The organism is Pantoea phosphatilytica (assembly GCF_051025615.1).
GTDB lineage: Bacteria > Pseudomonadota > Gammaproteobacteria > Enterobacterales > Enterobacteriaceae > Pantoea.
Genome location: NZ_JBPFDF010000001.1, coordinates 2,097,682 through 2,121,858, shown reverse-complemented (window position 1 = coordinate 2,121,858; position 24,177 = coordinate 2,097,682). Strand labels below are relative to the sequence as shown.

The following is a 24,177-nucleotide window of genomic DNA, read 5'->3' as shown; positions in this document are numbered from 1 at the left end:
AAGTTATAAGGGTGAGGTTGTTGTTATAAGAAAATCGCCATTTTGTTAGCGAAGCGGCAGGCGGAGCAGAAACAAATCCTCAACAGGGCGTTTATTTGTGCCTGAACAGCTTTACCCGGACTTTCCTCTCTTTATAATAGCGGCAAATCATTTCAGGAGAATTCAGTTGGACAGTCACCCTGGTTTAATCATTATTCTGGCAAGCTGATTCTTCTCTGCTGCTTGCCACCCGGCGAGCAGCGATCCCCGCTTTAATTCACGATCGCGCTCCTTATTTTTAATCCTGTCATTTACAGGAGTGCGCGTTATGCTGCTGTTTATTCTTGCACTTTTTCCTCCGCCTCGATCGGCGTAGCCCTGGCTGCGCCCGAACGCCGATATCAGACCTTTATTACGCTGAGTAAAACCAGCGTCATGTTCACCTGCGCGCGTCACTATTTCTGGCGTGGGCGAAATATTTTCAAAGGTCGTCAGAGTAAATAACCCGGCTCTGCCAGGTTCCTGCCATGCACATTATTTTCGTGCAGGACAACACATGCTTTAAATCAGGGAGATGTCGAAATGAGCGACATGAAACTGGAGCAGGTTGCGATGCGTTCATCCGGCAACCGTAACGATAAAAAAAGTAAAAAAATGTACGCTGTGGCACAGCATGCCGGTCAGCACGTTGAGATGACACTGGCCGATCTCCGCAGCCATCGCCAGGGACTGACCGGGGACGAGGCCGCGAAGCGCCTGGCCATCTATGGCCGTAATGAAGTGGCACATGAGAAAGCGCCCCCCGCGCTGGTTCAGCTGCTGATGGCGTTTAACAACCCCTTCATCTATGTCTTACTGGTCCTGGCGCTGGTGAGTCTGTTTACCGACTATATCCTGCCGCTGCGCGCAGGCGAGGAGACGGATCTCTCCGGGGTGATCATCATCTGCACGATGGTGATCCTGAGCGGGCTGCTGCGCTTCTGGCAGGAGTTCCGCACCAACCGGGCGGCGCTGGCTCTGCAGTCACTGGTTCGCAGCCAGGTGACTGTGCTGCGGCGTGAACCGGGCAGCGAAACTGCCCGGCGGCAGGATGTGGATATGAGTGAGCTGGTGCCGGGCGATGTGATTCTGCTGAGCACCGGCGATCAGGTGCCTGCCGATGTCCGCCTGCTGAGTGCACGCAATCTGTTTATCAGTGAAGCCGTGCTGACCGGTGAGTCACTGCCGGTGGAAAAGCAGAGCAGTGAAGCAGGCATCAAAGAGGAAGGACAGACCGTTCAGGAGCGGCTCTCATCAGCCAATATCGGCCTGATGGGCACCAGCGTTGCCAGCGGCACCGCCAGCGCAGTCGTGGTCGCCACCGGCGGCGACACCTGGTTTGGCTCGCTCGCCTCATCGCTGGTGGGAAGCCGTCCGCAGACCGCCTTCGATCGCGGGGTCAACAGCGTCAGCAAGCTGCTGATCCGCTTTATGCTGGTCATGGTTCCGGTGGTGCTGCTGATCAACGGCTTCACCAAAGGTGACTGGATGGATGCCACGCTGTTTGCGCTGGCCGTCGCGGTCGGCCTGACGCCGGAGATGCTGCCGATGATCGTCAGCGCCAACCTCGCCAAAGGGGCGATTGCGATGTCGCGCCGCAAAGTGATCGTGAAAAAGCTCAACGCCATCCAGAACCTGGGCGCGATGGATGTCCTCTGCACCGATAAAACCGGCACGCTGACCCAGGACACCATCCTGCTGGCGCATCATCTGGATGTGCACGGCCGGGAAGATCAGCAGGTGCTGCTGCTGGCCTGGCTCAACAGCGGCAGTCAGAGCGGCGTAAAAAATCTCATGGACCGCGCGGTGCTCTGCGCGGGTGACAGCGTGATTTCACCGGCTCAGCGCAGCCAGTTCCAGCTGGTCGATGAGCTGCCGTTCGATTTTACCCGCCGCCGGGTATCGGTGCTGGTGGAGGATCTGACGCAGCACCGTTCGCAGCTGATCTGCAAAGGGGCCGTGGAAGAGATGCTGGCGGTCAGCGTCGCCGTGCGGCAGGGCGATGCGGTGGTGGCACTGGATGCGGACCAGCGTGCCGCGCTGATGGCGCAGACCGAACGCTATCATCAGCAGGGCTATCGTGTACTGCTGGTCGCTACCCGGGAGGGGGCGCTGCATACGCCGCTCAGCGACAGTGATGAGCGCGACCTGGTTATCCAGGGGATGCTGACCTTCCGCGATCCGCCCAAAGCCAGCGCAGGCAGGGCGATCACAGCGCTGCGCGACAGCGGCGTGGCGGTGAAGGTGCTGACCGGTGACAATCCGCTGGTCACTCAGCGGGTCTGTGCCGATGTGGGGCTGACCGATCCGGCGATGCTGACCGGCGATCAGATCGAGGCGATGAGCGATGAGGAGCTGGCGCAGGAGGCCGAACGCTGCACGCTGTTTGCAAAACTGACGCCGCAGCAGAAATCCCGGCTGGTGCGCCTGCTGCAGCAGAACGGTCACACCGTGGGTTTCCTGGGCGATGGCATCAACGACGCGCCTGCGCTGCGGGCCGCCGACACCGGCATTTCCGTAGACAGCGCGGCGGATGTGGCGAAAGCCTCTTCAGATATCATCCTTCTGGAGAAGGATTTACAGGTGCTGAATGAGGGGGTACTCAAAGGACGCGAGACCTTTGGCAACATCATCAAGTATCTCAACATGACCGCCAGCTCAAACTTCGGCAACGTCTTCTCGCTGCTGGTGGCCAGCGCCTTTATTCCGTTTCTGCCGATGCTGTCGATTCATCTGCTGATTCAGAACCTGATGTATGACGTCTCCCAGCTGGCGCTGCCGTGGGACAAGGTGGATCGGGAGTTCCTGAACAAGCCGCGCAAATGGGATGCCGGTAACATCAAACGCTTTATGCTGTGGATGGGCCCGACATCGTCAATCTTTGACGTCACCACCTTTGCGCTGATGTGGTTCATCTTCGGCGCGAACCATGCGGGCGTGCAGTCGCTGTTTCAGTCCGGCTGGTTCATTGAGGGGCTGCTGTCGCAGACGCTGGTGGTGCACATGCTGCGCACCCGGAAGATTCCGTTTATTCAGAGCCGCGCCACCTTACCGGTCATGCTGACCACGCTGGCGGTGATGGCGCTGGGCATCCTGATCCCGTTCTCACCGCTGGGCACGATGGTCGGACTGGTGCCGCTGCCATGGCAATATTTCCCCTGGCTGGTGCTGACGCTGTTCAGCTACTGCCTGGTGGCGCAGGGCATGAAACGGTTCTATATCCGTCGCTTTGGTCAGTGGTTCTAGGATCACAGGGAGGCAAAGATGAAAAGAAACCGGCTCGACAGCGTTTTTGTCGGCGTGATGGTCATCGGCTTAACCCTGATCGCGCTGACGGTAGTGGTACGCTAATCCCCGCTTAAACTAACAGGCAGCGAAGTGATTCGCTGCCTTTTCTGTTTAATCGCTGTCGCGCTCGCGCCTGGCGCGCTGGCGCTCGTAATGGTCATCCTCTGCGGTAATGATCTCATCCAGCAGCGAATCCATATCGACCGCGCGCTCCACTTCCACAAAGTGTCCGGTCAGCGGCGTCTCAGGCGTCAGTTTGCCATCTTCATAGAGCTGCCAGATCTCTCTGGCGTAGCGCGTCTTCAGCAGCTGCGGGGCGAACTGGCCGTAGTACGCGGTAATGTTATTCACGTCACGTCTGAACATCGACCCGGCATGGTTGTTGGCCGCCGCATCGACCGCCTGCGGCAGATCGATAATCACCGGGCCCTGATCATCCAGCAGAACGTTGAATTCAGAAAGGTCACCGTGCACGATGCCCGCACAGAGCATGCGGACGATATTACGGATCATGGTGTTGAAGTCGGTAATCGCCTGCGCTTCGGAGAGGGTGACATCGCTGAGGCGCGGCGCGACCGCGCCATTGTCGTCGGTGACCAGCTCCATCAGCAGCACGCCGTCAATGCAGAGGTAGGGCTGAGGCACGCGAACCCCCGCGTTTGCCAGGCGGAACAGCGCATCGACTTCGGCAGTCTGCCAGGACTCTTCCTGCTGCTTACGACCAAACTTCGAGCCTTTCTGCATCGCGCGGGCATTGCGGCTGTTGCGGGTTTTGCGGCCTTCCTGATACTGGACGGCCTGTTTGAAGCTACGCTGAGACGCTTCTTTATAGACTTTGGCGCACTGCACCTTGTCGCCGCATAGCACGGTGTAAACGTCTGCTTCCTTGCCGCTTTTGAGCCGCTGCAGCACATCGTCAATCAGGCCGTCATCGACCAGAGGCTGGATTCTGTTTGGGATCTTCATGCAGCGTTAACCCTTATTTCACCCGCTTTTCGTATCAATCTGCGATGATGGAAGCCGTGATAATCACGGAAAGAAGTCTCTGATTCTACCCTGGAAAATGGCTTAATGGGGATGATCCTTGATGAGATACGCTTCTGAGCGCGCTTTTCGCCTGACCCGCCAGGCGGTGCGGCGAAGCGGACGACGCTCAGCCAGCGGATTGCGCCAGCGTAATCGGCGTGTGGGTTTTAAAAAGGCGTCGGCTGACTGTCAGGCAGGCTGGCCGGGCATGGGCGGGCAGGCCCCCGGCCAGCCTGAAGATTACTTCAGGCTTTTGAGCAGCTTAACGGTGCTCTCAACGTCGATCTCATCTTCAGAGAAGATCAGGGTCGTGCCCTGGAAAGTGGTGACCGCCAGTTTCTTCAGGGAGCGCATCTCACCCGCTCTGATGTCAGATTTTGGCCGGATATTATTCAGCAGCAGACCCACTGACAGCACCGCATTCTCTTTATCAATACCGGTATCTGCCGGGACCTCTTCGCTGTAGACCAGGTAAGATTTAATCGAAGTTATCTTGATACGTTCACCGGCGATAAAGATATATTTGCTTTCCGGGGCCACCTTCACCGCATAGGCCGACAGGCCTTTGTTGTTGGTGGTCGGCTCAAACGTCACCGCCGCATCTTTCTTAATCAGATCAGGATTGGCGACCTTGATCACATGAAAATAGCGGTTGTCGCCGTTTTCATCTTTGATAAAGCCGAATCCTTTATCTTTAAACCAGGTTGTGATTGTTCCGTTCATCGCCATTTTTTGCCTGCTTAATCTACTCAGTTTTTTACAGCGCGCAGTGTAAAGCACAATGCCTGCGCAGACTATATCAGTCTGGATGATAATTCAGGGCGGTGCCAGAGGGCAGGTGCCGCGTGGAAGGCGTGGCTGCCCGACCCGGAGAAGGAGGAGGCGCAGGCTCAGATGCACGCCTCAGGCTGACCGGATGCGCCGCTTCAGCTGCACCAGGCCGCTTCTGCGTTACTCATTGCCCCAGCGGTTCAGGAACTCAGCGATATCATCGATACGCTCCTCGTCGATGCCGGCTTCACGCGCCATCTCCTGCTGCGATTCTTCGCTAATCTCTTCGTTGTTCATTAAACGGGTGATCAGCAGCTGAAAGTAGTAAGCCAGCGGCGTGCGCTCGGCTTCGCTCACCGGCTTAGCGGACTCCGTCGCATACTCATCTGCAACATCGTAGTATTTGAGAGAAATTTCGTTATTCATAATGGGGTCCGCAGCGTTGAGGTTAGGTTCAGGCCGCGCCAGCATCTGTGGCCCGGCTTACCGGGGGATTATTTCGTGTTTAGACCGGGGCTGTAAAGGGGAAGCGGCGGCCTTCCTGAATACGTCAGGTAAAACGCGCATGCTGCCCTATTTATAGTCAAAGGTCAGCGTATAATCGGCGCTGAAACTGCCTGTCGGTGCCGGAGAGGATGCCAGCTGCGGAGAGAATTTCAGCTGGTAAGTGTTAATCCCCTGTTGAAAAACCTGCGTGCTGGTCTGATTTAAAACGACCGGAGAACCATTCCGGGACACCTGCATGTTCAGACCGGCGAGTGACGTTTTTGACAGGCCCTGTGTCGCGTTCACAATTGGCTTACCGGCGTTCAGCTGCACATCGACATTGGTCCGTGCCGGACAGTTTACCGCGATCGCCAGCTCGCGGTAGGGATTGTCAGACAGACGGTTATCCAGATCGCCAAAGTTAACCGCGAAATTTGTATCGGCGACGGTACAGGGCCTGGCTGCAACGGTATAGGTGTAATAAAAACTGGTGATCTGTTCTGAATATCCGACCAGAACTCTGGGAGTTTGATATAAATTTATTTTTCCTACAAAAGTTCCGATTCCAGCAAGATTGATTAATATACGGTATCGCATGGAAAAAGAGAGCCTTGAATTAGCGCCCAGAGGAAAGTTGCAGGCGAAATTAGTAGGCCCGATACATATATTTGTCGGTTTATTAATCTGGTAGGTCGGAACCTGGGTGTTATTATAAACCATAGGGATCAGGAAGCCAGCTTTCAAACCATTGACGGGTTCGCTTTTATATGAAAGTGAGGCGCCATATAAAAAACTCCTGTTTACATTGCAGGTAAATTGATTAAGAGGTCCATCGATATAAGCATTATAATCAGTGGTGACCCCTTGCTGAACAACCCCTAAATCCACCATCATAAGAGACGGTGTACATACCATATCTGCGGCTTTACAGGTAAAGGCAGAAATCAGGAGAATCAAGATAAACCCTGTCTTTAAAATAATGGACATAACGCTCTCCTGGAAAAATAGTAAAAATATAAAATTGCTGATCTTACACAGCAAATATCAGCGGTACTCAATGCTCAGCAGGGCTGATGCAGAATAACTCCCGGCGGCTGCGCGGCTCTCATCGATAATGACCGGCCTGGCCTTTATGATGAACAGCGCCTCATTCAGCAGTGCGTGATTAATTGTCTCGCCAGGTTTAACGAGTCCGGTCAGGACGCCTGCCTGACTCAGGCCGTAGCCCATCTCCAGGCCGATGCCACTCAGATCCGTTTTCACCACGCCTGTCGGATCCGTCTGATCGGTTCGCAACGTAAAACTGACCGCAGTCAGCTTGTAGCAGCGTATTTTTATCGTTGCAGAGGTGGGTTTACTCTCCCCTTTGTAGAGCTGAGCAAGGCTCACCTCGGGAAGCGTAACGAGGCTGTCCGCGGGGAGTTCGGCCGTACAGGCCGGAGCCAGCAGATTCCCGCTGACATTCACATCCAGCCCCAGGGCGCCGCGACAGAGCGCAATATACATCACTCCCGCCATCATCCATCGTTTCATCAATACCGCCAGCCCGTCAGTCGTAATCAAGTTCAACGGTGAAACTGGCGCTGAAACTACTGACGCCCAGATCGGCCAGTTTAACCAGCCTGGCCGTCATTGAGAGATCGGCCTGACCAGAGAGCCCGCTGAGTATTCTGTTGCCGGTCAGGCTGACCCGTTGTTGTTGTCCACCGGTCAGCGCCTGAGTCCCGCTCCACCAGAGCTCTATACCCAGGTTCCTGTAGCTGGTGACCGCCGTTGTCGTTGAACCACTGGCCAGTGAGGTTCCGCTGCCTGGCCGGACTGTTACCGTGACGGCTGAACCCGGCGGGCATTGTAATATCAGCGGAATATTTCCCGAGACAGTGTCATATTTGTCATAAGTGACCTCTCCCATATTGACACTGATTGATTTACTGGCAGCGTAAGTACAGGGTGGTTTTTTCAGCGAGCCGGTCACGCTGATATTCACCGTGTCTTTGGCATAAAGCGCATGAAAAGCGGTGAGAATATAAATAACGACTATCCGGGACAGAATTAATGACATAAGGTATTCACCTTTATAACGCCTGATTTAGCGGATTGATGATTGCGGGTGGCGATTTCTCCGGCGCACCAACGCTCACTGTTAACTTTAATTTCAAAGCGCGCGTTGTCCGGCACGCCGGTTAAATAGGCGCTGCCATTATCGGACACCAGCGCGTCTGGCGTTATCTGCGCCTTTTCGGCGTCGATAAATACTTCAGCAGCGAAAGGTGCCGTCTCCCCCTGGCCATTTACGGCGTGTAATATAATTTTGTTGCCTTTCCTGCCGGAGAAATCAATGACGCTGAATGCCCCGCGTGTTGGCGTCACTTCGCCGACAAGTTTCTCAATTTCAACATTGTCATCCAGCGTATTGGTCCTGACCGACACCCGGTTCCGGGTATAGGGCGACGCATTGGTTAACATCGCATAGCCACTTTTATTGGTCCGGCTTTTTGACTGAAAATCAAAACCGACATTTTCGATGTTATTTGTCCGGGCAATAATGTTCGTCTCACCCAGCGTGGGCGATGCGATCAGCGAACCCCTATACAGCGTTAACCCGCCTTCGCCGCCGATATCCAGCTGATTGCGCAGATCGCTGTGTGACAGGTTGGTTCGCAGATTGCCTTTCGCACCGCTGTACTGCGCGGAAACGCCATAAGCCTGGGTCTTTCCCACGTCACCACGCATTGAGGATGCGTTGGCGCTGTAACTTAATCCCGGCAGGCTGTCCGAGGTATCCGATATCGTCACGCTATTGTTCAGGTTATTCGCGCTGTAACCTGACGTGGTGAAGAGACGCGGAGAGTGGCTGGTTGCACTCAACGGCATGCTGAAGGAGAGGGCAAACGCCGAGGTCTGCTTCTCCTGCAGATGACTGAATGTCCCGGAAAGCGTAATGCTTGCCCGACCGACGTTAAAACTGTACCCGGTCTGTAGCGTCTGGCGTGCCCGCTGTGACTGCCAGAAATCATCTTTGTTGTAGTTCAGATAGACGCTGCTGTTGTCGGTTAACCGCTGTGAAACCGTGGCAGAGACGCTGTTTTTCAGGCCGGATGTCAACAGGATGGCGTCACTGCTTTGCGAAACGGCGCGAGAATCGTCAAAGGCTTCACTGAATCGTCTGAACCCGCGGGTGTTATACCGATAGCCCGCCAGCGTCAGGTTAGTACCGGTGCCGCTGAAATCTTTTGCATAGCGCAGGCGAAGCGCATTGCCGCGCTGCGGCGCATCCGCTGCGCCTGCAGGCTTAAACACCGACAGCGTCGAGTCTGCGGACAGTGCACCATATCCCGCAAGATTGCGTGAAAAGCCCAGGTTATAGGCCTGATAGTTGCTGTTCAGTAAGGTACCGCCAAACAGGGTGGTGCTGCCGTTTAAGCCGTAGCGCGCCGTGCCCGCCACAAAGTAAGGTTCGGGCGTGTGATTCCCCGGATAGAGCGTGCGATATTCACCGGCGTTAACTTCATAAAAGAACTGGCCGCCGCGCACCATCACCGGCAGAGCGGACGCGGACTGGCGGTAAAACTGCTTCTCTCCGGCTTCATTTTCAATCGTGACCAGCAGGTCATCCCCGCCGCTGACCGAGGGGATATTGCCGATATTAAACGGGCCGGATGGCACCCAGCGCTCGAAGATCTTAAATCCGTTCTGCGAAACCGACACTTTCGAGCGGCCATTCGCCGTTCCCCGCAGGGTGGGCGCAAATCCCTGCGATTCGACGGGCAGCATGCTGATATCAGACGCCAGCTGCACGCCGCGATAGTTAATGCCCTCCAGGATCTCGCCATTTGAATAGACATCTCCCAGACTCAGGTTGGCATCAAGCTGCGGCAGCGGACGCTGCACATAATTCTGCGGTGAGGTGATCTCTCGCCTGTTCTCGCCATCATCCTGAATGTAGGTGACGTTCCTGAATCGCCAGGCACCATAGTTGAAGCCATTATTGAGTGAGGTAAAAGATGTCTTCTTACTCTTAACGGCGCTGTTTGCCGACCAGATTTGGGAATGGCTGAGGCTGTAGCCTGAAAAAAGAACGGTTTCGCCGTTATCCCAGCCCGCCTTGATCCGCGTTCTGTCTGCATCGTTCAGAAACGCCTGCGGAAGAGTGATCAGGAGTTTCTGCCGGGCGAAGTCATAGACGAAGTCAGCCCCCTCTAACGCCTCTGTGAAGGCGACACAGTTCCCCGAATGCTGCAGGCGAGACCACGCATCCTCCTTTAGTCCGGCATTTTTAAAAAACTCGCTGTCAAGGCAGGGCGTAATTTTATCGCGCTTTTTATCGTAGCTGAAATTAACCGACTGCTTCGCATACAGACTCTCGTTGATATAGATCTCAACCCAGTATTCACCGGCAGGCTGCGTGCGGGAGATATTGTCAACCTGCTTTTTAAGAGCATCCATATCTGCCGGGCTGCCGTTCAGCTCCAGGAATGAGGTGTTAAAACTGACGTCAGCAAACGAGAGTGTTGTATTAAACAGCAATAAAAAGGCCAGACAGGATACTTTATTCATGGCGGTAATATTTCTATTCTTTCTTTATTTTTGTCTTAACGACACCACCGTAGTCATTGATATATTCAATCCCGATGTCGCTGATGTTTTTCTTCTGAATGTTCAGGGTCATCTTGCCTTTTGCCGGTAAACTGCTCTGTGACACTGCAGTCTGAACACCATTAACGTCCACTTTCGTTATCGCGATATTGAACGGCGTAGGGTTAATCAGGGTGAGGTTGTCAGCCGACTGCCGCCATGTGACTTTTCCCGCCTCATCTTCCAGCTTTATATTTTTCATCAATGCCGGGCGGTAAAACAGTTTGATGCTGGTTTTAATCGCAATCTGCAGCGTATTCGCGGATTTATCTTTATCGGGGGCTGGCGGAATCGCTTTGACGTTAATTTTAAACAGGCTCTCTCTGTCATTCGGTAACGCAGAAGAGGTGTCCACAACCCGCAGCAGATTCTCTTCGCCCGGCCCCATCTTAAATAGCGGTGGCGTTAATAAAAACTGGTCGGTCGTTTTATCACTTTTCGCCGGGTCGCTTATCCAGGACTGCACCAGAAACGGTGTTTCGCTGGCGCTGTTGCGGACGAACAGGGTCACATCTTTACTGCCTTCATTAAAAATGACGCGCGTCACGCCCAGGCTGATGCTGGCCTGACAGCCCCAGGTGAGGGTGGCAAAAAATAAGCCAATTAAAAAACGCATTACACATCTCCGAATCCAGGGGCTGGGCAGCCCCTGTGGGTTTAGTTATATTCGACGTTAACAGCCGCTTCGGCATAGACATCGCCCGGCACGATGCCTGGAATAGCGTCACCGTCATTAACAGCGGTGTCGGCAATAGTTCTGACCAGTCCCGCCTGGAAATTAAAAGAGTTTTCACCATTACGGAGCGTATCCGTAAATGTATTACTGGTAAGCTGGACTTTATTTGAATCAGCAAGCACGACAGCAACGCCTCTCGCGCGTGAGGCACCCGTTAAACCAATATAATTTCCATCTGGCTGAGCAGCCTGGAAAGAAATTTTAACGTTGTTTTTAGTCGTTTTACGACAGTCCGTAAGTGAAATGGTAAAGGGTTTCCAGCTTTTAGCGTTAACGTCGCCGACATTCGCGCCGAAATCTGCCGAACGCACTTCCGGCATATCCACTTCAAGGCGGCCATTGGTACCGACATTTACCAGACAGGCGGCATCATTAACCTTGCCTTTAAAGACGATGGTATTATCGTCGGCACAGGCGGTATGGACGACCGTTGAAAGAAGTAATGCTGACAGACTCATGCTGAACTTTTTATTCATTTTTTATTCCTTTCAATTTTATTAATTACGCCTGTGAACTGGCGTGTAAGCAGGTTGATTTGCATGCCATAGCGTGACAACGCATCGATTACCGGCCTGTATCTGTCAGGCAGATTAGTGATGCGGTTCAGGGATGTTCATGCAGACTCAGCAGCCAGCATAATAAGAATCGCCAGGGGCGGGTTCAGGCTGCTAAGTTGCGATGAACTTTAAAAAAAAAGCGGATGGGTGTCATATTAATTAAAATTTAGTTGTTTTTAATTTTAATTAAATGCAGCGTTTCTTTTAAACCGCCAGGCGAGCAGGAAAATTCTTAAGTGGACTAAGTGCCTGCTTTGTAAGCGATTATGGTTTAGTTAAGAGAAGTAAAAAGTGCATCGGGATGACATCTTATCGCGCAGTGGGATGAATGAACGACGCATTTCATCCCACTTACGCTGGATTAATGGCGGCAGCGTCAGTGCCGCTGAGTACAGACATAATAGGGAACGAACTCACCGGAGAGCATTACTGAATTAATATTCAACCGGGAAATAAACAGTTCGACCTTACTTTTTGGCTCACGATAAAATGTTGGAAACCACGCGCTGGCCATTTCGGGTGTGAGTTTATCGTCAATCGAAGCGAGGATCTCATCCGAGACCCAGGTATACCGCGAGCCAACATGATGACTGGTAAAGACCACCGTCCGGTTTACATTTTCCCGGGTGCCATCTTCGCGAGTTACAAACCCGTTCATTGAGAGTGTTCCGCTATTTTCATCAATATTCAGTTTCGTCGAAAGACGCAGAATACCCGACTCTCTGTGAAAGTTTACGTTGCCGGAGCAGGAGAAGCCGGACGTAATGCCATATCTATACCAGATCGTAAAAGCCGTCAGTGCGACAGCCAGCCCCACGGTTGAGAGAAAAAAAATCCTTTTAATCATGATAATAACCCGTGTCTTTGTAAATAAAATAGTTTGAATAGCAGATGTCGTCCGAGAACAGGGCGATCTTTTCGCGGCAGTTTATCGCGGAGACCTTATTGCTGTAGGGATAATTGGTCAGATAAAGCACCCTGGGCTCTTTACAGAAACGACTGAGGTAATCCACCATTTTAAGATTTTTGAAATCGTAAGCACGGTTATTCTGATAAACCTCACAGGCCCCCAGTTTTCCCGTATTAACATAATTCCCGGGGGAAACCGCAGGGTAGAGGATGAGTGAGCAGGCGATAATCAGCAGGATGCTGAACAGCAAAATATAACGCGGCCACGCAATGGTGACAGCACGCTTTTTTACCGCTGGCCCGCACGAAGTGTCTGATGTTCTGACAGAGGCCGAATAATTAATCGTTACTCCCTCGGGCTGAATCAGGCCCGGACTGCTGAATGTCTCACTGCTGCTTTTCATCTCTGACTTAGCCTTTACTGATTCTGTCTCACCGGCCTGCCGCGGAGCAGGGCGGGTTTCCGGCGGATTCGCCTGTCCGGCCATTGCGCGTGGCGCGTCGCTGTTTTGCTCCTCAGCCCTTTCACTCTCTGCCGGGAAGAGAAAGCCCTCCGCGTCATCGCTGTCCTGATCCTGCTCCTCCGCCTGCATCGTTTCTTCTTCTTCAGGCGTGTCCATATTGATATAGGTTAGCGCAACAGAAACCTGCAGATTGAAGATAAAGCCCCGCCGGTGAATGGTTTCGATAATCCCATTGTCGAAATCCCCCGCCTGATTCAGCATTTTTCGTAAATAGAAAATGGTGTTATGCAGCACATTCAGCGAAGCTGTCATGCCAAAGCGTTCCCAGCCGAATTTATACAGGTCATCGTGGGTGACCAGTTTGCCATGATTTTCAAGCAATAATAGCAGGCAAAAGGCCGCTGATGCCCTTAATTTGACTTTAGTATCATTGTCCAGCCTGACCAGACATTTTTCAGAAAGGATAAATTTGACGTTATCGCCAATAATGTAAATGCGTTTCATTTTTATTAAAGCCCTGGCAGGTGATTGAAACAACGCTCTGTGAAAGGCGTTTTAATTATTTTTATCGCTGTTACTGTGCGTCTAAGAAAATTCCTAATCATTATTTATAATCCATCCGGCGGAAAAAAGTAAATATTTTGAGTAATGTACCCGCCTTTATCCGTTGGTTTTCCTGAGGATACCAGGCGATCGCTTTTAAACTAAAAATTTAAATTACTGAATGCAAAGGGATTTTCATGGGTTATTAAAGTAAATAAAATTTAAGATGCTCTGCAGTCAGATTTTCTTAAGATGGGTTTACTTTTTTATAAGAATGACTAAAACCCATGCAACACAAAAGGTTTTTACCTGAAAGAGCAGAGCAGAATACAATGCGCGTTATTAACACCGCCGGAACCGAAATTCGCCTGAAGAGTCAGGAGGTTTGTATCATCTGGTTTCTTATGACCGGCATGAAACCCAGGGATATCTCGCTGTTCCTGCAGATAACCGAGCAGAATGTGAGTTATTACAAAAGAAAAACCATGAAAAAGTTGCAGGTGAAAAACAACTTTGAACTTTTTTCATGGTTCCGGTGTAACAGAAGTGTGTTTAACAGCGAGAAGGCTGAGTCTTATATATTAAAGCGCAGTGAATTCTGACAGTATTGATAATTACCGTTATAAATTAACTGGCTTCGAAGGGGCGTAAGATGAGTGAATCTTTTAGTGATGCAGAGAAAAAAATTATCAGTGAGACAATCACGTTCTATGTTGAGAAACTGATCAACGACACTGTTGAGCTTATTCATCAGACCGAGCGTGAGGCGGATAAGCGACTCAGTGAAGCCGGCATTCAGTTCGACCTCTATTCGCCGGCAAACCGCGATTACCTTACCGCAGTACTGCACGAGAATCTGTTTGACCGTCTGCACAAAGGTGACCCTGAAACAGCCAGGCTCATTCTGACCATGAACGGTAAGCGGGTGGGCGTCTATAAAGATGATGAGGCGTGACATCCCTGAGAGGAGAAAGACGTGGGACATTCTGTGCCACGGCGCGTTCACTCACGCACTCCAGGTGTGATGCGCCGCGCGGAGACACAGCATCGCGCGGCCGCCCTGATGCCCTGCACTCGTTGACGTACTGACGGCAAACGCGCTCAGCAGGCGGCCCTGCTGAGCCTGACCTCAAAGCCGCCTGTGTTCAGATGACATCGCCGCAGATGCGGCCTCTCTGCTCAGGCGGTAAGACTCTCAATCGGTTCGACAATGCACTCCGGGTGCGCCTGCAGGCGTGCCAGCGCCTCGGCATAGGAGGGCATGGAGTCGGCCGCGCCAGCACGCTCGACACAGAGTGAGGCAAAGGCCGCAGCAAAGCGCGCCGCCTGCGGCAGATCGTCGCCGGACGCGAGCCGGGCGGCAAGCGCGCCGTTGAAGGCATCACCCGCGCCGGTGGTATCGCGCGGCTGCGCCGGAAAGAGCGGAATGCGCTGCTGCGCCTGAGGCGTTGAGAGCAGGGCGCCCGCTATGCCCAGCGTAATGATCACCTGACGCGCCCCTTTCCGATGCAGCACCGCCGCGGCACGGCGGGCACTGTCGAAATCGGTGACGGTTATGCCGGTGAGCTGGCTCGCTTCGGTGCTGTTAGGCGTCAGCAGATCGACCTTTGCCAGCAGCGCATCGCTGACTTTCTGCCACGGTGCCGGATTGAGGATCACGAAGGTGCCGCTGGCACGGGCATTATCGATCATGCGCTGAATGGCGCTGAGGTTATTCTCCAGCTGCACCAGCAGGATATCTGCGGCGGCTACCGTTGGCTGGCAGCGCGTCACCTCTGCGGCAGTCACGGTGGTATTGGCTCCCGGATAGACCGAAATCATATTTTCCGCATCATCGCCTGCGACATAGATTAGCGCGTTACCGGTGGGCTTCTCCTTGCAGGTAAACAGCGTAATGGCGTCAAAGCCGGTTTTTTCCAGATGACGACGCGCAAAGAGGCCGAAATCGTCATTACCCACTTTGCCGATGTAGTGCACCCGCGCGCCCGCGCGCAGCGCCGCCGTGGCCTGATTCGCGCCTTTACCGCCTGCGCCCATCATGCTGTGGTGCGCCGTCAGCGACTCACCCGGTAGCGGAAAGCGACGCATCACGGCCACGACGTCGAGGTTAAAAGAGCCGAAAACACACACTTTTCCTTTCATCCTGCGCTCCTGAACAGGCGTTCGGCGGCGAGACAGGCACCGCGACAGCCCGTGTAGTCGGTTGAGTGGCTGAAAATAATCTTCAGGTTTTCGCGTGTGACCGGTGGCCGCAGATGCTGCTGGATCTGGCTGCGCAGCAGGGCCAGCGGAAAATCTGCCATCGCCAGCACGCCGCCGCCAAGGATCAGATATTCCGGGTCGAGTATATTCATCTCGGTGGCGATCAGCTGCGCCAGCCGTCGCACAAACGCCTGAAGCTCCGGCTGTTCCCCGTGGCGGGTAAACAGCGCGGCGATCGGGGTGTCGGCGGCGTTCTGCGCGGCCCAGTGACTCAGCCAGTGGCCTGAGGTCAGGGTCTCCGCGCAGCCGCGATTGCCGCACGGGCAGGGGAGATCGTTCCCCGCGACCGGCACATGGCCCAGTTCGCCTGCGCCGCCATGCTCGCCGTGATAAAAGTGACCGTTCAGCCACAGGCTGTTGCCCATCCCGGTGCCGGGGTAGAGACCCACGGCGTTATCCGGCAACTGCTCCAGCTGCAGCAGGTCCCACAGCATCAGATGGTTCACATCCTTGTCCATCGCGACCGGCACGCCGAGCTGCGCCGCCAGACGCGCCGCCACCGGCTGATGATCCAGTGCCTGAATAAAGGGCAGGGAGATCACCTGTTTTCTGTCGCGGCTGAGGATGCCGGGCAGCCCCAGCATGATGCCGCTGACCGGCTGCTGCTCCAGGGTTTCGTCAATCAGCTGTGCCAGCGCCTGCAGCGCGTCGGGCTGCTGCGCCCAGCTGGCGGTGGGCACCTTGCGAAAGCTGCTCCAGACGCCCCCCTCTTCCATCAGCTGCAGCCGGGTACCGGTGCCGCCGATATCGATACCGAGCCAGCGTGATCTCATGCGGACACCTTCGTCAGCCCCTGGGCCTCATCAATGCTGTCGCGCATCATCTCCCACGCGGTGGCCAGATCGTCATGAATGTTGAACAGGCCGGAGGTGCCGACAATCAGCACTTCCGCGCCCGCGCCGATCAGCTGGTGGTAGGTGCGGGTGTTGCAGGAGCCGTCGATCTCGATCAGGTAGTGATAGCCGTGCTGCTCCTTCAGGGCTTTCAGCTCCCGCACCTTCTCCACCATCTCCGGGATAAAAGGCTGGCCGGCATAGCCGGGATCGACCGTCATCACGGTGATCTTATCCAGCAGATGGATATAGTGCTGGATGTAGGACACCGGCGTCGCCGGATTCAGCACCACGCCCACCTTTTTACCGAAGCTGCGGATCAGGTTAATGACGCGGAACGCATCGCGGTTGATGGTCTCCGCATGCGGACAGATATAGTCCGCCCCCGCCCTGGCAACCGCCTCAATAAAATCGGTGGGCTCTTCCACCATCAGATGCACGTCGATCGCCACACGGGTAAAGGGACGGATCTGCTCAATAAAGAAGGGGGAGAGCGTAATGTTCTTAACGTAGTGACCATCCATGATATCCACATGAAGAAAGTCAGCGCGCGAGTCGAGAACCTGCAGCTGGTGCTTGATCTCCATCAGGTTCATACACATCAGTGACGGGGAGATTTGAGTACGCATCATACTTCCTTCTTTTCAGTCAGAGGATTAAGCACCGCGGCCAGCCTGCTGAGCTTTACGGCACGGTGTTCGTTGAATCGGGTTTTGAATTGTTTAAAGGCGAGAACCACAATCAGCACCGCGCCCCACATGGCCAGGCTGACGTGCTGGCTGATGTTCATCAGATTGAAACCGGTGGAGAGCACCTGCAGCGCGATCAGCGCCAGCACCACGCCGGTCACACGGCCGAAACCGCCATTGGGGTCGGTGCCGCCGAGAATAATCGCCAGCACCGTCAGCAGCAGATAGGCGTCGCCGTAGCCCATGCGGGCGGAGTTGAAGCGCGCCATCATGATCAGCCCGGCCAGTACGCAGAGCAGGCTGGAGATCACATAGACCAGCATCACCATGCGATGGGTATTGATCCCGCTGAACCAGGTGGCGTTGATGTTGCTGCCGCCCATATAGATACATTTACCGGCGCGGGTTTTACCCAGGAACAGCGCCAGCAGCGCGGCGGCGACCAGGAACACCCAGAGCGGCAGCGGCATACCCAGCAGCGTATCGGCACCCAGCGCCTGCACCACCGGCGGCATACCGCTGACGGCCGCGCCGTGGGTCAGCCAGATCCCGATGCCGTTCAGCGTCATCATCGTCGCCAGCGTCACCAGAATCGGGTGTGCGCCGATCCGCGTCACCATCAGCCCGGTCACCACACCGATGGCGGCTGCGATCAGCATGGCCCCCACGATAGCGATAAACAGCCACAGCAGCTGCAGCGCCATTCCGGCACCCGCGGGCAGGGCGCTCATCAGCGTCCAGGCGATAAACAGCGCCGTGAGGTTCGCGGTCGCGATGATCGCCAGGTTCAGGCCGCCGCTGAGGATGGCGATAAACATCGCCAGCGTCAGTAAACCGAGTTCCGGCAGCTGAAACGCCATGCTCATAAAGGTGGAGTCGGTCAGGAAGCGACCCGGCAGCATCACCGTGAAGGTGGCCAGTGCCAGCGCGATCAGCAGCATCAGGCCGATGTTGGTTCCGTCGGGTCGCAGTGCAGTCAGTGATTTCATCATCAGTGCCCTCGGTCACACGAAACTGACGTCAGTTTCTTTGCGTTTCTTGTAGTGGGTCACGGCGATCGCAATCATGATGACGCCGCCGACCACGATGTTCATGAAGTAGTTCGAGACGCCGACCAGGTTGAGGCCGTTCTTCAGAATGGCGATCAGGAAGACCCCCATCAGCGTGCCGCTCACCGTGCCTTTGCCGCCCATCAGGCTGGCACCGCCCAGCACCGTGGCGGCCAGTACGTCCAGTTCGCCGCCAACCAGCGCATTGGGCACCACCTCGCCCATGCGATAAACCTGCACCAGCCCGCCGATGGCCGCCATCGCGCCCAGCCAGCCGTAGGCGAACACATGAATCAGACCGACGCGGATACCGATACGACGGGCCGACTCCGCATCGCCTCCGACGGCGTAGAGCTGGCGTCCGAGATTGGTTTTGTTCAGCAGCAGGGCGGTGATCGCGGCGATCAGCAGCATGGTGACCAGCGGCAGTCCGACCTGGAAGCTCTCACCCTGCCAGCTGAATGGCAGCACGTTGCGCAGCGTGATCCACCACTCCGGCAGCGAGTAGAGGCTGCGGCCGCCGGTGACCCACATCAGCAGCCCGAACAGCAGCGACTGCATGCTGATGGTGATGATGATCGAGACCACCCGCAGCGTGGTGATCAGCAGCGCGTTGATCACGCCGAACAGCGTGCCGCACATCACGGCCAGCAGAATGCTGAGCAGCGCACTGTCGAACTGGAACTGCACAAACAGCGACGCCAGCAGGTACTGCACCACCGAGGCGACGGCCGCAAACGAGATATCGATCCCGCCGGTGACCAGCACCACAAACAGGCCCAGCGCGAAGATGCCGGTGACGGCGTAGCTCTCCGCCAGATCCAGCAGATTCTGCATGGTGAGAAACTGATCGCTGGCGATCGAGAAAAACAGAATGAACGCCAGCAGCACCCAGGCGAGCCAGCCCTGACTGGAGTGCGGACGGAAACGGGAAAAGTCAGGCATTGATTACCTCCGCCAGTTGCTGCTGTTCGACGCTATCGGGTTGGTATTCGGCATGGATCGTGCCATCGCGGAAGTGCAGGATCCGGTCGCAGTTGTACCAGACCTCCGGCACCTCATCGGAGATCAGGATGATCGACAGCCCCTCTTTTGCCAGCTCGTGGATCAGCTGGTAGATGCTGGCCTTCGCACCCACGTCGACGCCGACGGTGGGGGAATCCAGGATCAGAATGCGCGGCTGGGTCAGCACCCATTTCGCCAGCACAATTTTCTGCTGGTTGCCGCCGGAGAGAGTGGAGATGGCAAGATTGGGATCGGCGACCCGCACGCCAAGCTGCTGGATCCACTGCAGGATCAGCTTGTTTTTGCGATACTCATCGATCAGGTGAAAACGGTTCTGCAGCTTGTCGAGGATCGGCAGCACCATGTTGTCCGCCACCGACTGCTGCTGCACCAGGCCCAGCGTCAGCCGATCTTCGGAGACGTAGCCGATGCCCGCCTTGATCGCATCCTCATGGCCGCGAAAGCGCACCGGCTTGCTGTCGAGCCAGATCTTACCGCTGTCGGGACGGGTCATGCCGAACAGCGACAGCGCCAGCTCCGTGCGACCGGAGCCGAGCAGGCCGCACAGCCCCAGTACTTCGCCTTCATAGAGTTTAAAATTAACGTCGTGATACTGCCCGGCGCGGGTTAACGACTCGATCTCCAGAATGGCGCGATCGCCGTTGCGCGTCGGGGCTTTGAGCTGGTAGTCGAGCTTCAGGCCGGTCATCAGCTCCGTCAGATGGTGCGGCGTCATCTCCCGCGCAGGCCAGCAGCCCATTTTGCGCCCGTCGCGGATCACCGTGACGCGGTCGGAGATCTCCAGCACCTCATCCAGCCGGTGGCTGACAAATACCACGCAGATATTTTTGTCCTTCAGGTAGCGCACGGTACGCAGCAGCTGATTGACCTCGGTGCGGGTCAGCGAGGCGGTCGGCTCATCCATGATCACCAGCCGCGCATCGGCGACCAGCGCCCGGCAGATCGCCACCTGCTGACGCTGCGCGATAGAGAGCGCAGCGACCTTTTCATCCAGATCGAGATCGAACTTCAGTTCGGTAATGATATTGCGCGCGCTCTCCCGCAAACGGGCGCGGTGGTGCCAGCGCAGCAGGCCGTTGAGGTTATGCTCAAAGGCGATGTTCTCTGCCACGCTGAGGTTAGGGAACAGCGACAGATCCTGATAGATCACCTGGATACCGAAGTCGCGCGCCTGCCGGGTGGTGAGGCGCGGCAGCGTCGGGCCGTCGCCCAGCGTGATGCGGCTGCCGCTGTCCGGGGCGTGTACCCCGGAGATAACTTTGATCAGAGTGCTCTTGCCACAGCCGTTGGTACCAGCGAGACAGTGCACTTCACCTGCCAGCAGGGTCAGGGAGATATCGCTCAGCGCGCGGTTACCACCAAATGTTTTCGACAGATTCTCGAGCGCAATCAGCGTCTGTGGAATGACCTCTTGCATATCAGAGCCCCATTTTGACCAGTTTTGGCAGGTTGTCTTTGTCCAGACTTTCGGTGCTGTTGCCCAGAATGGTGTGGGTGGCTTCATCCACTTTGACTTTGCCCAGCCCCTCAATCGTCATGCCGTCGGTGATTGGCTCTTTCTTCTGCATCATGTCGGCGATGCGGACAAAGACTTCGCCAGCGGTCTGCGGATTCCAGATGTAGCCGCCCTTAATGGCGTTACGCTGCACCAGCGAGGCACCCTGGCCCGGACTGAAGGAGCCAATGACGCAGACCTGGTCGATTTTTTTCCGGTTCATAACCGCACGACCCGCGCCGATAGGTCCCTGTGAGCCAAACGCCAGGATCCCTTTCAGATCCGGGTATTTGGACATCAGCTCATTGGTGGTACGGATGGAGTCATCCAGCGATTCGCCGACGCCAAATTTGTCGGTGACCAGCTGCATTTTGGGATAGTGCGCTTTCTGATAAGTGAGCGCGGCGTCGGTCCACTGCTGATGCAGCGGCACCGTCAGGCTGCCGACATACATGGCATATTTGCCTTCGTCGTGCATGCAGTTCGCCAGGGCTTTCATGTGGTTGATGCCGTGGGTGGTCGCATCGACCAGTTCGAAGTCCCAGTTGGCGCCCTGCTGGCCGGGGGACTCATGCGTAATCACTTCGATACCGGCGTCACGCGCCCGTTTCAGCACCGGCTCCAGCACTTTCGGATCGTTGGGCACGACGCCGATGATATCGACCTTCTGCGCGATCAGATCTTCAATGGCGCGCACCTGAAGCGCCGGGTCAGCGGCGGTCGGCCCGACCATCCACGCATCAATACCGCGTTTGGCGGCTTCGCTTTTGATGCCCGTTTCCATGGCATTAAACCAGGGAATACCGCCTATTTTGACCACGATCCCCATACGTAATTTATCAGCGGCCTGCGCACCGGTGGCGGCAAACAGGGCAAGCAGAGAGCAGGCAATAAGATGTTTTTTCATACAGACTCCTGGTTAATTTTTAATTAGCTGCATGGATTGATAACGCTGAGAACAGACAATGACGTTGACACCATTCCATGCCAGTTCCTGTTCAAGCTCTTTATCTTTTAATTGGTCGGTAATAAGAAAATCGACATCACGGTAGTGACAGATACGGGCAAAAGAGGGGCGCAGAAATTTACTGCCATCCATTAAAAGATGTTTTCTTTCTGCGGCCAGCAGCATCTGTTGTTTCAGGTGCGCATTATTCTCATTGCCTTCGCGTAAATATCCGTCGTTGCCCAGACTGCTACAGGAAAAAAAGATTTTATTAATCTGAAATTCGCGCAGCGGCTGTTCGGCCACCACGCCGTGAAAATCTTCATCGCGATCGGAATATTCCCCACCCAGGCAGATGGTACGGATACTGCCGCGCGCCGCCAGCGTCTGCACGATGCGCAGCGAATTGGTTAATACCGTTAACTCAATGTCCGGCAGCTGTCGCGCCAGATACCAGCAGGTGGTACTGCTGTCCAGCAGGATACAGTCACCGGGGCTGATAAAGTCGAGCGCACGCTTGGCGATGATCATTTTTTCATCAGCGTGCTCATTAATGCGCTGACGGAATGATAATTCATTCTCTTTAGCGATCCTGTTATTTCCCGCCGTGCCGGTGCTCTGTTTTTTTATCAATACCGCACCGCCGTGGCTGCGCTGTAATAAACCGCGCTTTTCGAGCTGGCTTAAATCCCGGCGAATGGTTTCCTGTGAAACCTGACACAGCGTGACCAGTTCTGAGACAATTACCCGGCCATTAATATTAATCTCATTAATAATTCTCTGCTGTCTTTCAATCGGCAACATACATTTCCTCCGATGGAGATAAATTACTGGAAGCGAGTACGGGAAAATGTGGACTGGGCAGGAGTCCACGCGGGCAAATAGCGACGCCCTGTATTAAGTGATGAAGTCAAAATAAATCATGCAAAGCCATGCGATTAATTGCATGTAAAGGTGATTTGACTCACGTATTTTCGCTCTGCGGGCCGGTGAAAATAAAATACCGGACAGACAGACTACACCGCTATTGCGGTGACAGCATGACTGTTTATGACCGTTTGTGTGGGTTTGACCGTTTTAGCTCACGCTTTCACGTCTTCAGTCAGCAGACGACGATAGAGGGAAGCCGGGCAGGGGAGATCGCGTGGCGATTCAAATGTAAATCGAATTGATAATAGTTATCGTTTCTTTTATTGTTTGCACCTCTTCAGGGAAACGTAAAGGAATCGGAAGAAGATGACTCTTTATCAGAAAACAGACAGAGCGTTTTTGGGCAGACAGCTGGCTGCCGGATTAGCCGGACTGACGCTGGGCCTGCTCAGCTTCACGGCTCAGGCGGTTACCGTTACCGATGTGGCGGGGCGCACCGTCACCGTGCCGGATGACGTTCAGCGCGTGGTGCTCGGCGAAGGGCGGCTCTTCTTCGCGCTTTCGCTGCTGGAAGGGCAGAAACCTTTTGACCGCATCGTCGGCTGGCAGGGCGATTTTCGCAAGCTGGACCCGCAGACCTACGCCACGTACCGGGCGAAGTTCCCACAGATCGACAACATCCCGCTGATCGGCACCACCAGCGCCGACAGCATCAGCCCGGAAAATGTGCTGAAGCTGAATCCGCAACTGGCGATTTTCGGGTTGTCGGGTCACGGGCCGGGCCGCGAAAGTGAGCTGGTTAAGCAACTGCAGAAGGCGGGCGTGCCGGTGGTATTTGTCGACTTCCGCACCTCGCCGCTGAAAAATACGCTGCCGAGTATGGCACTGCTGGGCAAGGTGCTGAACCGCGAGAAGCAGGCGCAGGACTATATCCGCTTCTATCAGGAGAACATCAGGCGCGTTACTGACGTCACGCAGACCATCCCACAACAGGATAAACCCACCGTCTTTATCGAGCTGCGCGCCTCCACGGCGGATGAGTGCTGCCGCTCGGCCGGCAAGGGCAACATGGGCGATTTTATCGATCTGGCGGGCGGAGTGAATATCGCCAGGCCGCTGCTGCCGGGCCCGCTTGGTCAGGTGAACCTGGAAAAGGTCATCGACGCGCAGCCGGATGTCTATCTGGTCAGCGGCGGAGCCAGACCGCCGAAAGCGGGCGATCCGCAGCCTGCCGGTTTAGTGCTGGGTGCGCAGACCACGCCAGCGCAGGCAAGCGCCAGCCTGAAGCCACTGCTGGCGCGCAAAGGCATCAGCACGCTGAAGGCGGTGGAAGCGGGCCGCAGTTTCGGCATCTGGCATAACTACTACAACTCCCCCTATAACGTGCTGGCCGTTCAGGTTTTCGCCAAAGCGTTTTATCCGCAGAAGTTTGCCGATCTCGATCCGCAGCAGACACAAAAACAACTTTATAAACAGTTCCTCGCCGTCGAACCGACCGGCACTTACTGGACAGAGTAAAAAGGGACGCGGCTCCGGGCTGCCGGGGCTTTTTACCTCACGGAGAGAAAAAGCGT

Annotated in this window: 24 protein-coding genes; 5 read left to right on the top strand and 19 right to left on the bottom strand. The window is 55.1% G+C overall.

The window, feature by feature from the left end; genetic code table 11:
* Positions 1–561: 561 nt before the first annotated feature.
* Both mgtA and mgtU read left to right on the top strand, forming a co-directional pair.
* Positions 562–3,264 (top strand): magnesium-translocating P-type ATPase, encoded by a 2,703-nt coding sequence (gene mgtA / locus ACR6AS_RS10160; RefSeq protein WP_434161926.1) that lies wholly within the window; start codon positions 562–564, stop codon positions 3,262–3,264.
* A gap of 18 nt (positions 3,265–3,282) precedes the next feature.
* Entirely contained in the window at positions 3,283–3,369 is an 87-nt protein-coding gene (gene mgtU / locus ACR6AS_RS10155; protein ID WP_353887348.1) for a magnesium transporter protection protein MgtU, read from the top strand.
* Between the two features lie 48 nt (positions 3,370–3,417).
* Here mgtU and ACR6AS_RS10150 read toward each other — a convergent pair whose 3' ends face one another.
* From ACR6AS_RS10150 to ACR6AS_RS10100, 11 genes are all read right to left on the bottom strand, one after another.
* The gene (locus ACR6AS_RS10150; protein ID WP_111139930.1) at positions 3,418–4,272 is read right to left on the bottom strand and encodes a PA4780 family RIO1-like protein kinase; all 855 of its coding nucleotides are present in this window, start codon (positions 4,270–4,272) and stop codon (positions 3,418–3,420) included.
* Between the two features lie 300 nt (positions 4,273–4,572).
* On the bottom strand, positions 4,573–5,061 hold the full coding sequence (locus ACR6AS_RS10145) for a cold-shock protein (RefSeq protein WP_111139931.1): 489 nt from the start codon (positions 5,059–5,061) through the stop codon (positions 4,573–4,575).
* Positions 5,062–5,283: 222 nt separating this feature from the next.
* Positions 5,284–5,529: a DUF2543 family protein gene (locus tag ACR6AS_RS10140; protein ID WP_111139949.1), complete on the bottom strand. Its 246-nt coding sequence runs from the start codon at positions 5,527–5,529 to the stop codon at positions 5,284–5,286.
* A 147-nt stretch (positions 5,530–5,676) separates the two neighbouring features.
* Positions 5,677–6,576 carry a hypothetical protein gene (locus ACR6AS_RS10135; protein WP_418803938.1) on the bottom strand — a complete coding sequence of 300 codons (900 nt, stop codon included), beginning with the start codon at positions 6,574–6,576 and terminating at the stop codon, positions 5,677–5,679.
* Between the two features lie 57 nt (positions 6,577–6,633).
* Complete coding sequence (locus ACR6AS_RS10130; RefSeq protein WP_111139933.1) at positions 6,634–7,122, bottom strand: fimbrial protein; 489 nt, start codon at positions 7,120–7,122, stop codon at positions 6,634–6,636.
* A gap of 16 nt (positions 7,123–7,138) precedes the next feature.
* Complete coding sequence (locus tag ACR6AS_RS10125) at positions 7,139–7,651, bottom strand: fimbrial protein (RefSeq protein WP_111139934.1); 513 nt, start codon at positions 7,649–7,651, stop codon at positions 7,139–7,141.
* Complete coding sequence (locus tag ACR6AS_RS10120; RefSeq protein WP_434161920.1) at positions 7,642–10,146, bottom strand: fimbria/pilus outer membrane usher protein; 2,505 nt, start codon at positions 10,144–10,146, stop codon at positions 7,642–7,644. Before ACR6AS_RS10120 ends, ACR6AS_RS10125 begins: the two co-directional genes overlap by 10 nt.
* A gap of 13 nt (positions 10,147–10,159) precedes the next feature.
* Positions 10,160–10,840, bottom strand: a complete 681-nt coding sequence (locus ACR6AS_RS10115) for a fimbrial biogenesis chaperone (protein ID WP_111139936.1) — start codon at positions 10,838–10,840, stop codon at positions 10,160–10,162.
* Positions 10,841–10,881: 41 nt separating this feature from the next.
* Positions 10,882–11,436 carry a fimbrial protein gene (locus tag ACR6AS_RS10110; protein WP_111139937.1) on the bottom strand — a complete coding sequence of 185 codons (555 nt, stop codon included), beginning with the start codon at positions 11,434–11,436 and terminating at the stop codon, positions 10,882–10,884.
* A 457-nt stretch (positions 11,437–11,893) separates the two neighbouring features.
* The gene (locus ACR6AS_RS10105) at positions 11,894–12,364 is read right to left on the bottom strand and encodes a hypothetical protein (protein WP_111139938.1); all 471 of its coding nucleotides are present in this window, start codon (positions 12,362–12,364) and stop codon (positions 11,894–11,896) included.
* On the bottom strand, positions 12,357–13,394 hold the full coding sequence (locus ACR6AS_RS10100; RefSeq protein WP_111139939.1) for a winged helix-turn-helix domain-containing protein: 1,038 nt from the start codon (positions 13,392–13,394) through the stop codon (positions 12,357–12,359). The genes ACR6AS_RS10105 and ACR6AS_RS10100 overlap by 8 nt, the downstream gene beginning before the upstream one ends.
* Positions 13,395–13,720: 326 nt before the next feature.
* Between ACR6AS_RS10100 and ACR6AS_RS10095 the strand changes: the two genes are divergently transcribed.
* A complete protein-coding gene (locus ACR6AS_RS10095; protein WP_111139940.1) occupies positions 13,721–14,035 on the top strand; it encodes a LuxR C-terminal-related transcriptional regulator in 315 nt (104 codons plus the stop codon).
* Positions 14,036–14,085: 50 nt separating this feature from the next.
* Positions 14,086–14,388, top strand: coding sequence for a hypothetical protein (locus tag ACR6AS_RS10090; protein WP_111139941.1), 303 nt, complete (start codon positions 14,086–14,088; stop codon positions 14,386–14,388).
* Positions 14,389–14,612: 224 nt separating this feature from the next.
* On the opposite strand, the gene ACR6AS_RS10085 is transcribed toward ACR6AS_RS10090, so the two are convergent.
* The 8 genes from ACR6AS_RS10085 to ACR6AS_RS10050 are packed head-to-tail and all read right to left on the bottom strand — an operon-like array spanning position 14,613 to position 22,537.
* Positions 14,613–15,575, bottom strand: a complete 963-nt coding sequence (locus ACR6AS_RS10085) for a ribokinase (RefSeq protein WP_434161916.1) — start codon at positions 15,573–15,575, stop codon at positions 14,613–14,615.
* Entirely contained in the window at positions 15,572–16,468 is an 897-nt protein-coding gene (gene alsK, locus ACR6AS_RS10080; RefSeq protein ID WP_418803944.1) for an allose kinase, read from the bottom strand. Before alsK ends, ACR6AS_RS10085 begins: the two co-directional genes overlap by 4 nt.
* Complete coding sequence (alsE, locus tag ACR6AS_RS10075; RefSeq protein ID WP_434162021.1) at positions 16,465–17,157, bottom strand: D-allulose 6-phosphate 3-epimerase; 693 nt, start codon at positions 17,155–17,157, stop codon at positions 16,465–16,467. Before alsE ends, alsK begins: the two co-directional genes overlap by 4 nt.
* Positions 17,157–18,206, bottom strand: coding sequence for an ABC transporter permease (locus tag ACR6AS_RS10070; protein WP_293773108.1), 1,050 nt, complete (start codon positions 18,204–18,206; stop codon positions 17,157–17,159). Before ACR6AS_RS10070 ends, alsE begins: the two co-directional genes overlap by 1 nt.
* Positions 18,207–18,221: 15 nt before the next feature.
* A complete protein-coding gene (locus ACR6AS_RS10065; RefSeq protein WP_111139945.1) occupies positions 18,222–19,211 on the bottom strand; it encodes an ABC transporter permease in 990 nt (329 codons plus the stop codon).
* Entirely contained in the window at positions 19,204–20,709 is a 1,506-nt protein-coding gene (locus ACR6AS_RS10060) for a sugar ABC transporter ATP-binding protein (RefSeq protein WP_293773014.1), read from the bottom strand. Before ACR6AS_RS10060 ends, ACR6AS_RS10065 begins: the two co-directional genes overlap by 8 nt.
* A gap of 1 nt (position 20,710) precedes the next feature.
* Entirely contained in the window at positions 20,711–21,694 is a 984-nt protein-coding gene (locus tag ACR6AS_RS10055) for a substrate-binding domain-containing protein (protein ID WP_111140630.1), read from the bottom strand.
* A 12-nt stretch (positions 21,695–21,706) separates the two neighbouring features.
* Positions 21,707–22,537, bottom strand: a complete 831-nt coding sequence (locus tag ACR6AS_RS10050) for a DeoR/GlpR family DNA-binding transcription regulator (protein ID WP_111140629.1) — start codon at positions 22,535–22,537, stop codon at positions 21,707–21,709.
* Positions 22,538–22,969: 432 nt separating this feature from the next.
* On the opposite strand from ACR6AS_RS10050, the gene ACR6AS_RS10045 reads away from it, so the two are divergent.
* A complete protein-coding gene (locus tag ACR6AS_RS10045; RefSeq protein WP_111140628.1) occupies positions 22,970–24,121 on the top strand; it encodes an ABC transporter substrate-binding protein in 1,152 nt (383 codons plus the stop codon).
* Positions 24,122–24,177: the final 56 nt, after the last annotated feature.

Bases quoted from the DNA above. Each gene is read 5' to 3' on its own strand.
- mgtA (WP_434161926.1), top strand. From the start codon at position 562: ATGAGCGACATGAAACTGGAGCAGGTTGCGATGCGTTCATCCGGCAAC.
- mgtU (WP_353887348.1), top strand. From the start codon at position 3,283: ATGAAAAGAAACCGGCTCGACAGCGTTTTTGTCGGCGTGATGGTCATC.
- ACR6AS_RS10150 (WP_111139930.1), bottom strand. From the start codon at position 4,272: ATGAAGATCCCAAACAGAATCCAGCCTCTGGTCGATGACGGCCTGATT.
- ACR6AS_RS10145 (WP_111139931.1), bottom strand. From the start codon at position 5,061: ATGGCGATGAACGGAACAATCACAACCTGGTTTAAAGATAAAGGATTC.
- ACR6AS_RS10140 (WP_111139949.1), bottom strand. From the start codon at position 5,529: ATGAATAACGAAATTTCTCTCAAATACTACGATGTTGCAGATGAGTAT.
- ACR6AS_RS10135 (WP_418803938.1), bottom strand. From the start codon at position 6,576: ATGTCCATTATTTTAAAGACAGGGTTTATCTTGATTCTCCTGATTTCT.
- ACR6AS_RS10130 (WP_111139933.1), bottom strand. From the start codon at position 7,122: ATGAAACGATGGATGATGGCGGGAGTGATGTATATTGCGCTCTGTCGC.
- ACR6AS_RS10125 (WP_111139934.1), bottom strand. From the start codon at position 7,651: ATGTCATTAATTCTGTCCCGGATAGTCGTTATTTATATTCTCACCGCT.
- ACR6AS_RS10120 (WP_434161920.1), bottom strand. From the start codon at position 10,146: ATGAATAAAGTATCCTGTCTGGCCTTTTTATTGCTGTTTAATACAACA.
- ACR6AS_RS10115 (WP_111139936.1), bottom strand. From the start codon at position 10,840: ATGCGTTTTTTAATTGGCTTATTTTTTGCCACCCTCACCTGGGGCTGT.
- ACR6AS_RS10110 (WP_111139937.1), bottom strand. From the start codon at position 11,436: ATGAATAAAAAGTTCAGCATGAGTCTGTCAGCATTACTTCTTTCAACG.
- ACR6AS_RS10105 (WP_111139938.1), bottom strand. From the start codon at position 12,364: ATGATTAAAAGGATTTTTTTTCTCTCAACCGTGGGGCTGGCTGTCGCA.
- ACR6AS_RS10100 (WP_111139939.1), bottom strand. From the start codon at position 13,394: ATGAAACGCATTTACATTATTGGCGATAACGTCAAATTTATCCTTTCT.
- ACR6AS_RS10095 (WP_111139940.1), top strand. From the start codon at position 13,721: ATGCAACACAAAAGGTTTTTACCTGAAAGAGCAGAGCAGAATACAATG.
- ACR6AS_RS10090 (WP_111139941.1), top strand. From the start codon at position 14,086: ATGAGTGAATCTTTTAGTGATGCAGAGAAAAAAATTATCAGTGAGACA.
- ACR6AS_RS10085 (WP_434161916.1), bottom strand. From the start codon at position 15,575: ATGAAAGGAAAAGTGTGTGTTTTCGGCTCTTTTAACCTCGACGTCGTG.
- alsK (WP_418803944.1), bottom strand. From the start codon at position 16,468: ATGAGATCACGCTGGCTCGGTATCGATATCGGCGGCACCGGTACCCGG.
- alsE (WP_434162021.1), bottom strand. From the start codon at position 17,157: ATGCGTACTCAAATCTCCCCGTCACTGATGTGTATGAACCTGATGGAG.
- ACR6AS_RS10070 (WP_293773108.1), bottom strand. From the start codon at position 18,206: ATGAAATCACTGACTGCACTGCGACCCGACGGAACCAACATCGGCCTG.
- ACR6AS_RS10065 (WP_111139945.1), bottom strand. From the start codon at position 19,211: ATGCCTGACTTTTCCCGTTTCCGTCCGCACTCCAGTCAGGGCTGGCTC.
- ACR6AS_RS10060 (WP_293773014.1), bottom strand. From the start codon at position 20,709: ATGCAAGAGGTCATTCCACAGACGCTGATTGCGCTCGAGAATCTGTCG.
- ACR6AS_RS10055 (WP_111140630.1), bottom strand. From the start codon at position 21,694: ATGAAAAAACATCTTATTGCCTGCTCTCTGCTTGCCCTGTTTGCCGCC.
- ACR6AS_RS10050 (WP_111140629.1), bottom strand. From the start codon at position 22,537: ATGTTGCCGATTGAAAGACAGCAGAGAATTATTAATGAGATTAATATT.
- ACR6AS_RS10045 (WP_111140628.1), top strand. From the start codon at position 22,970: ATGACTCTTTATCAGAAAACAGACAGAGCGTTTTTGGGCAGACAGCTG.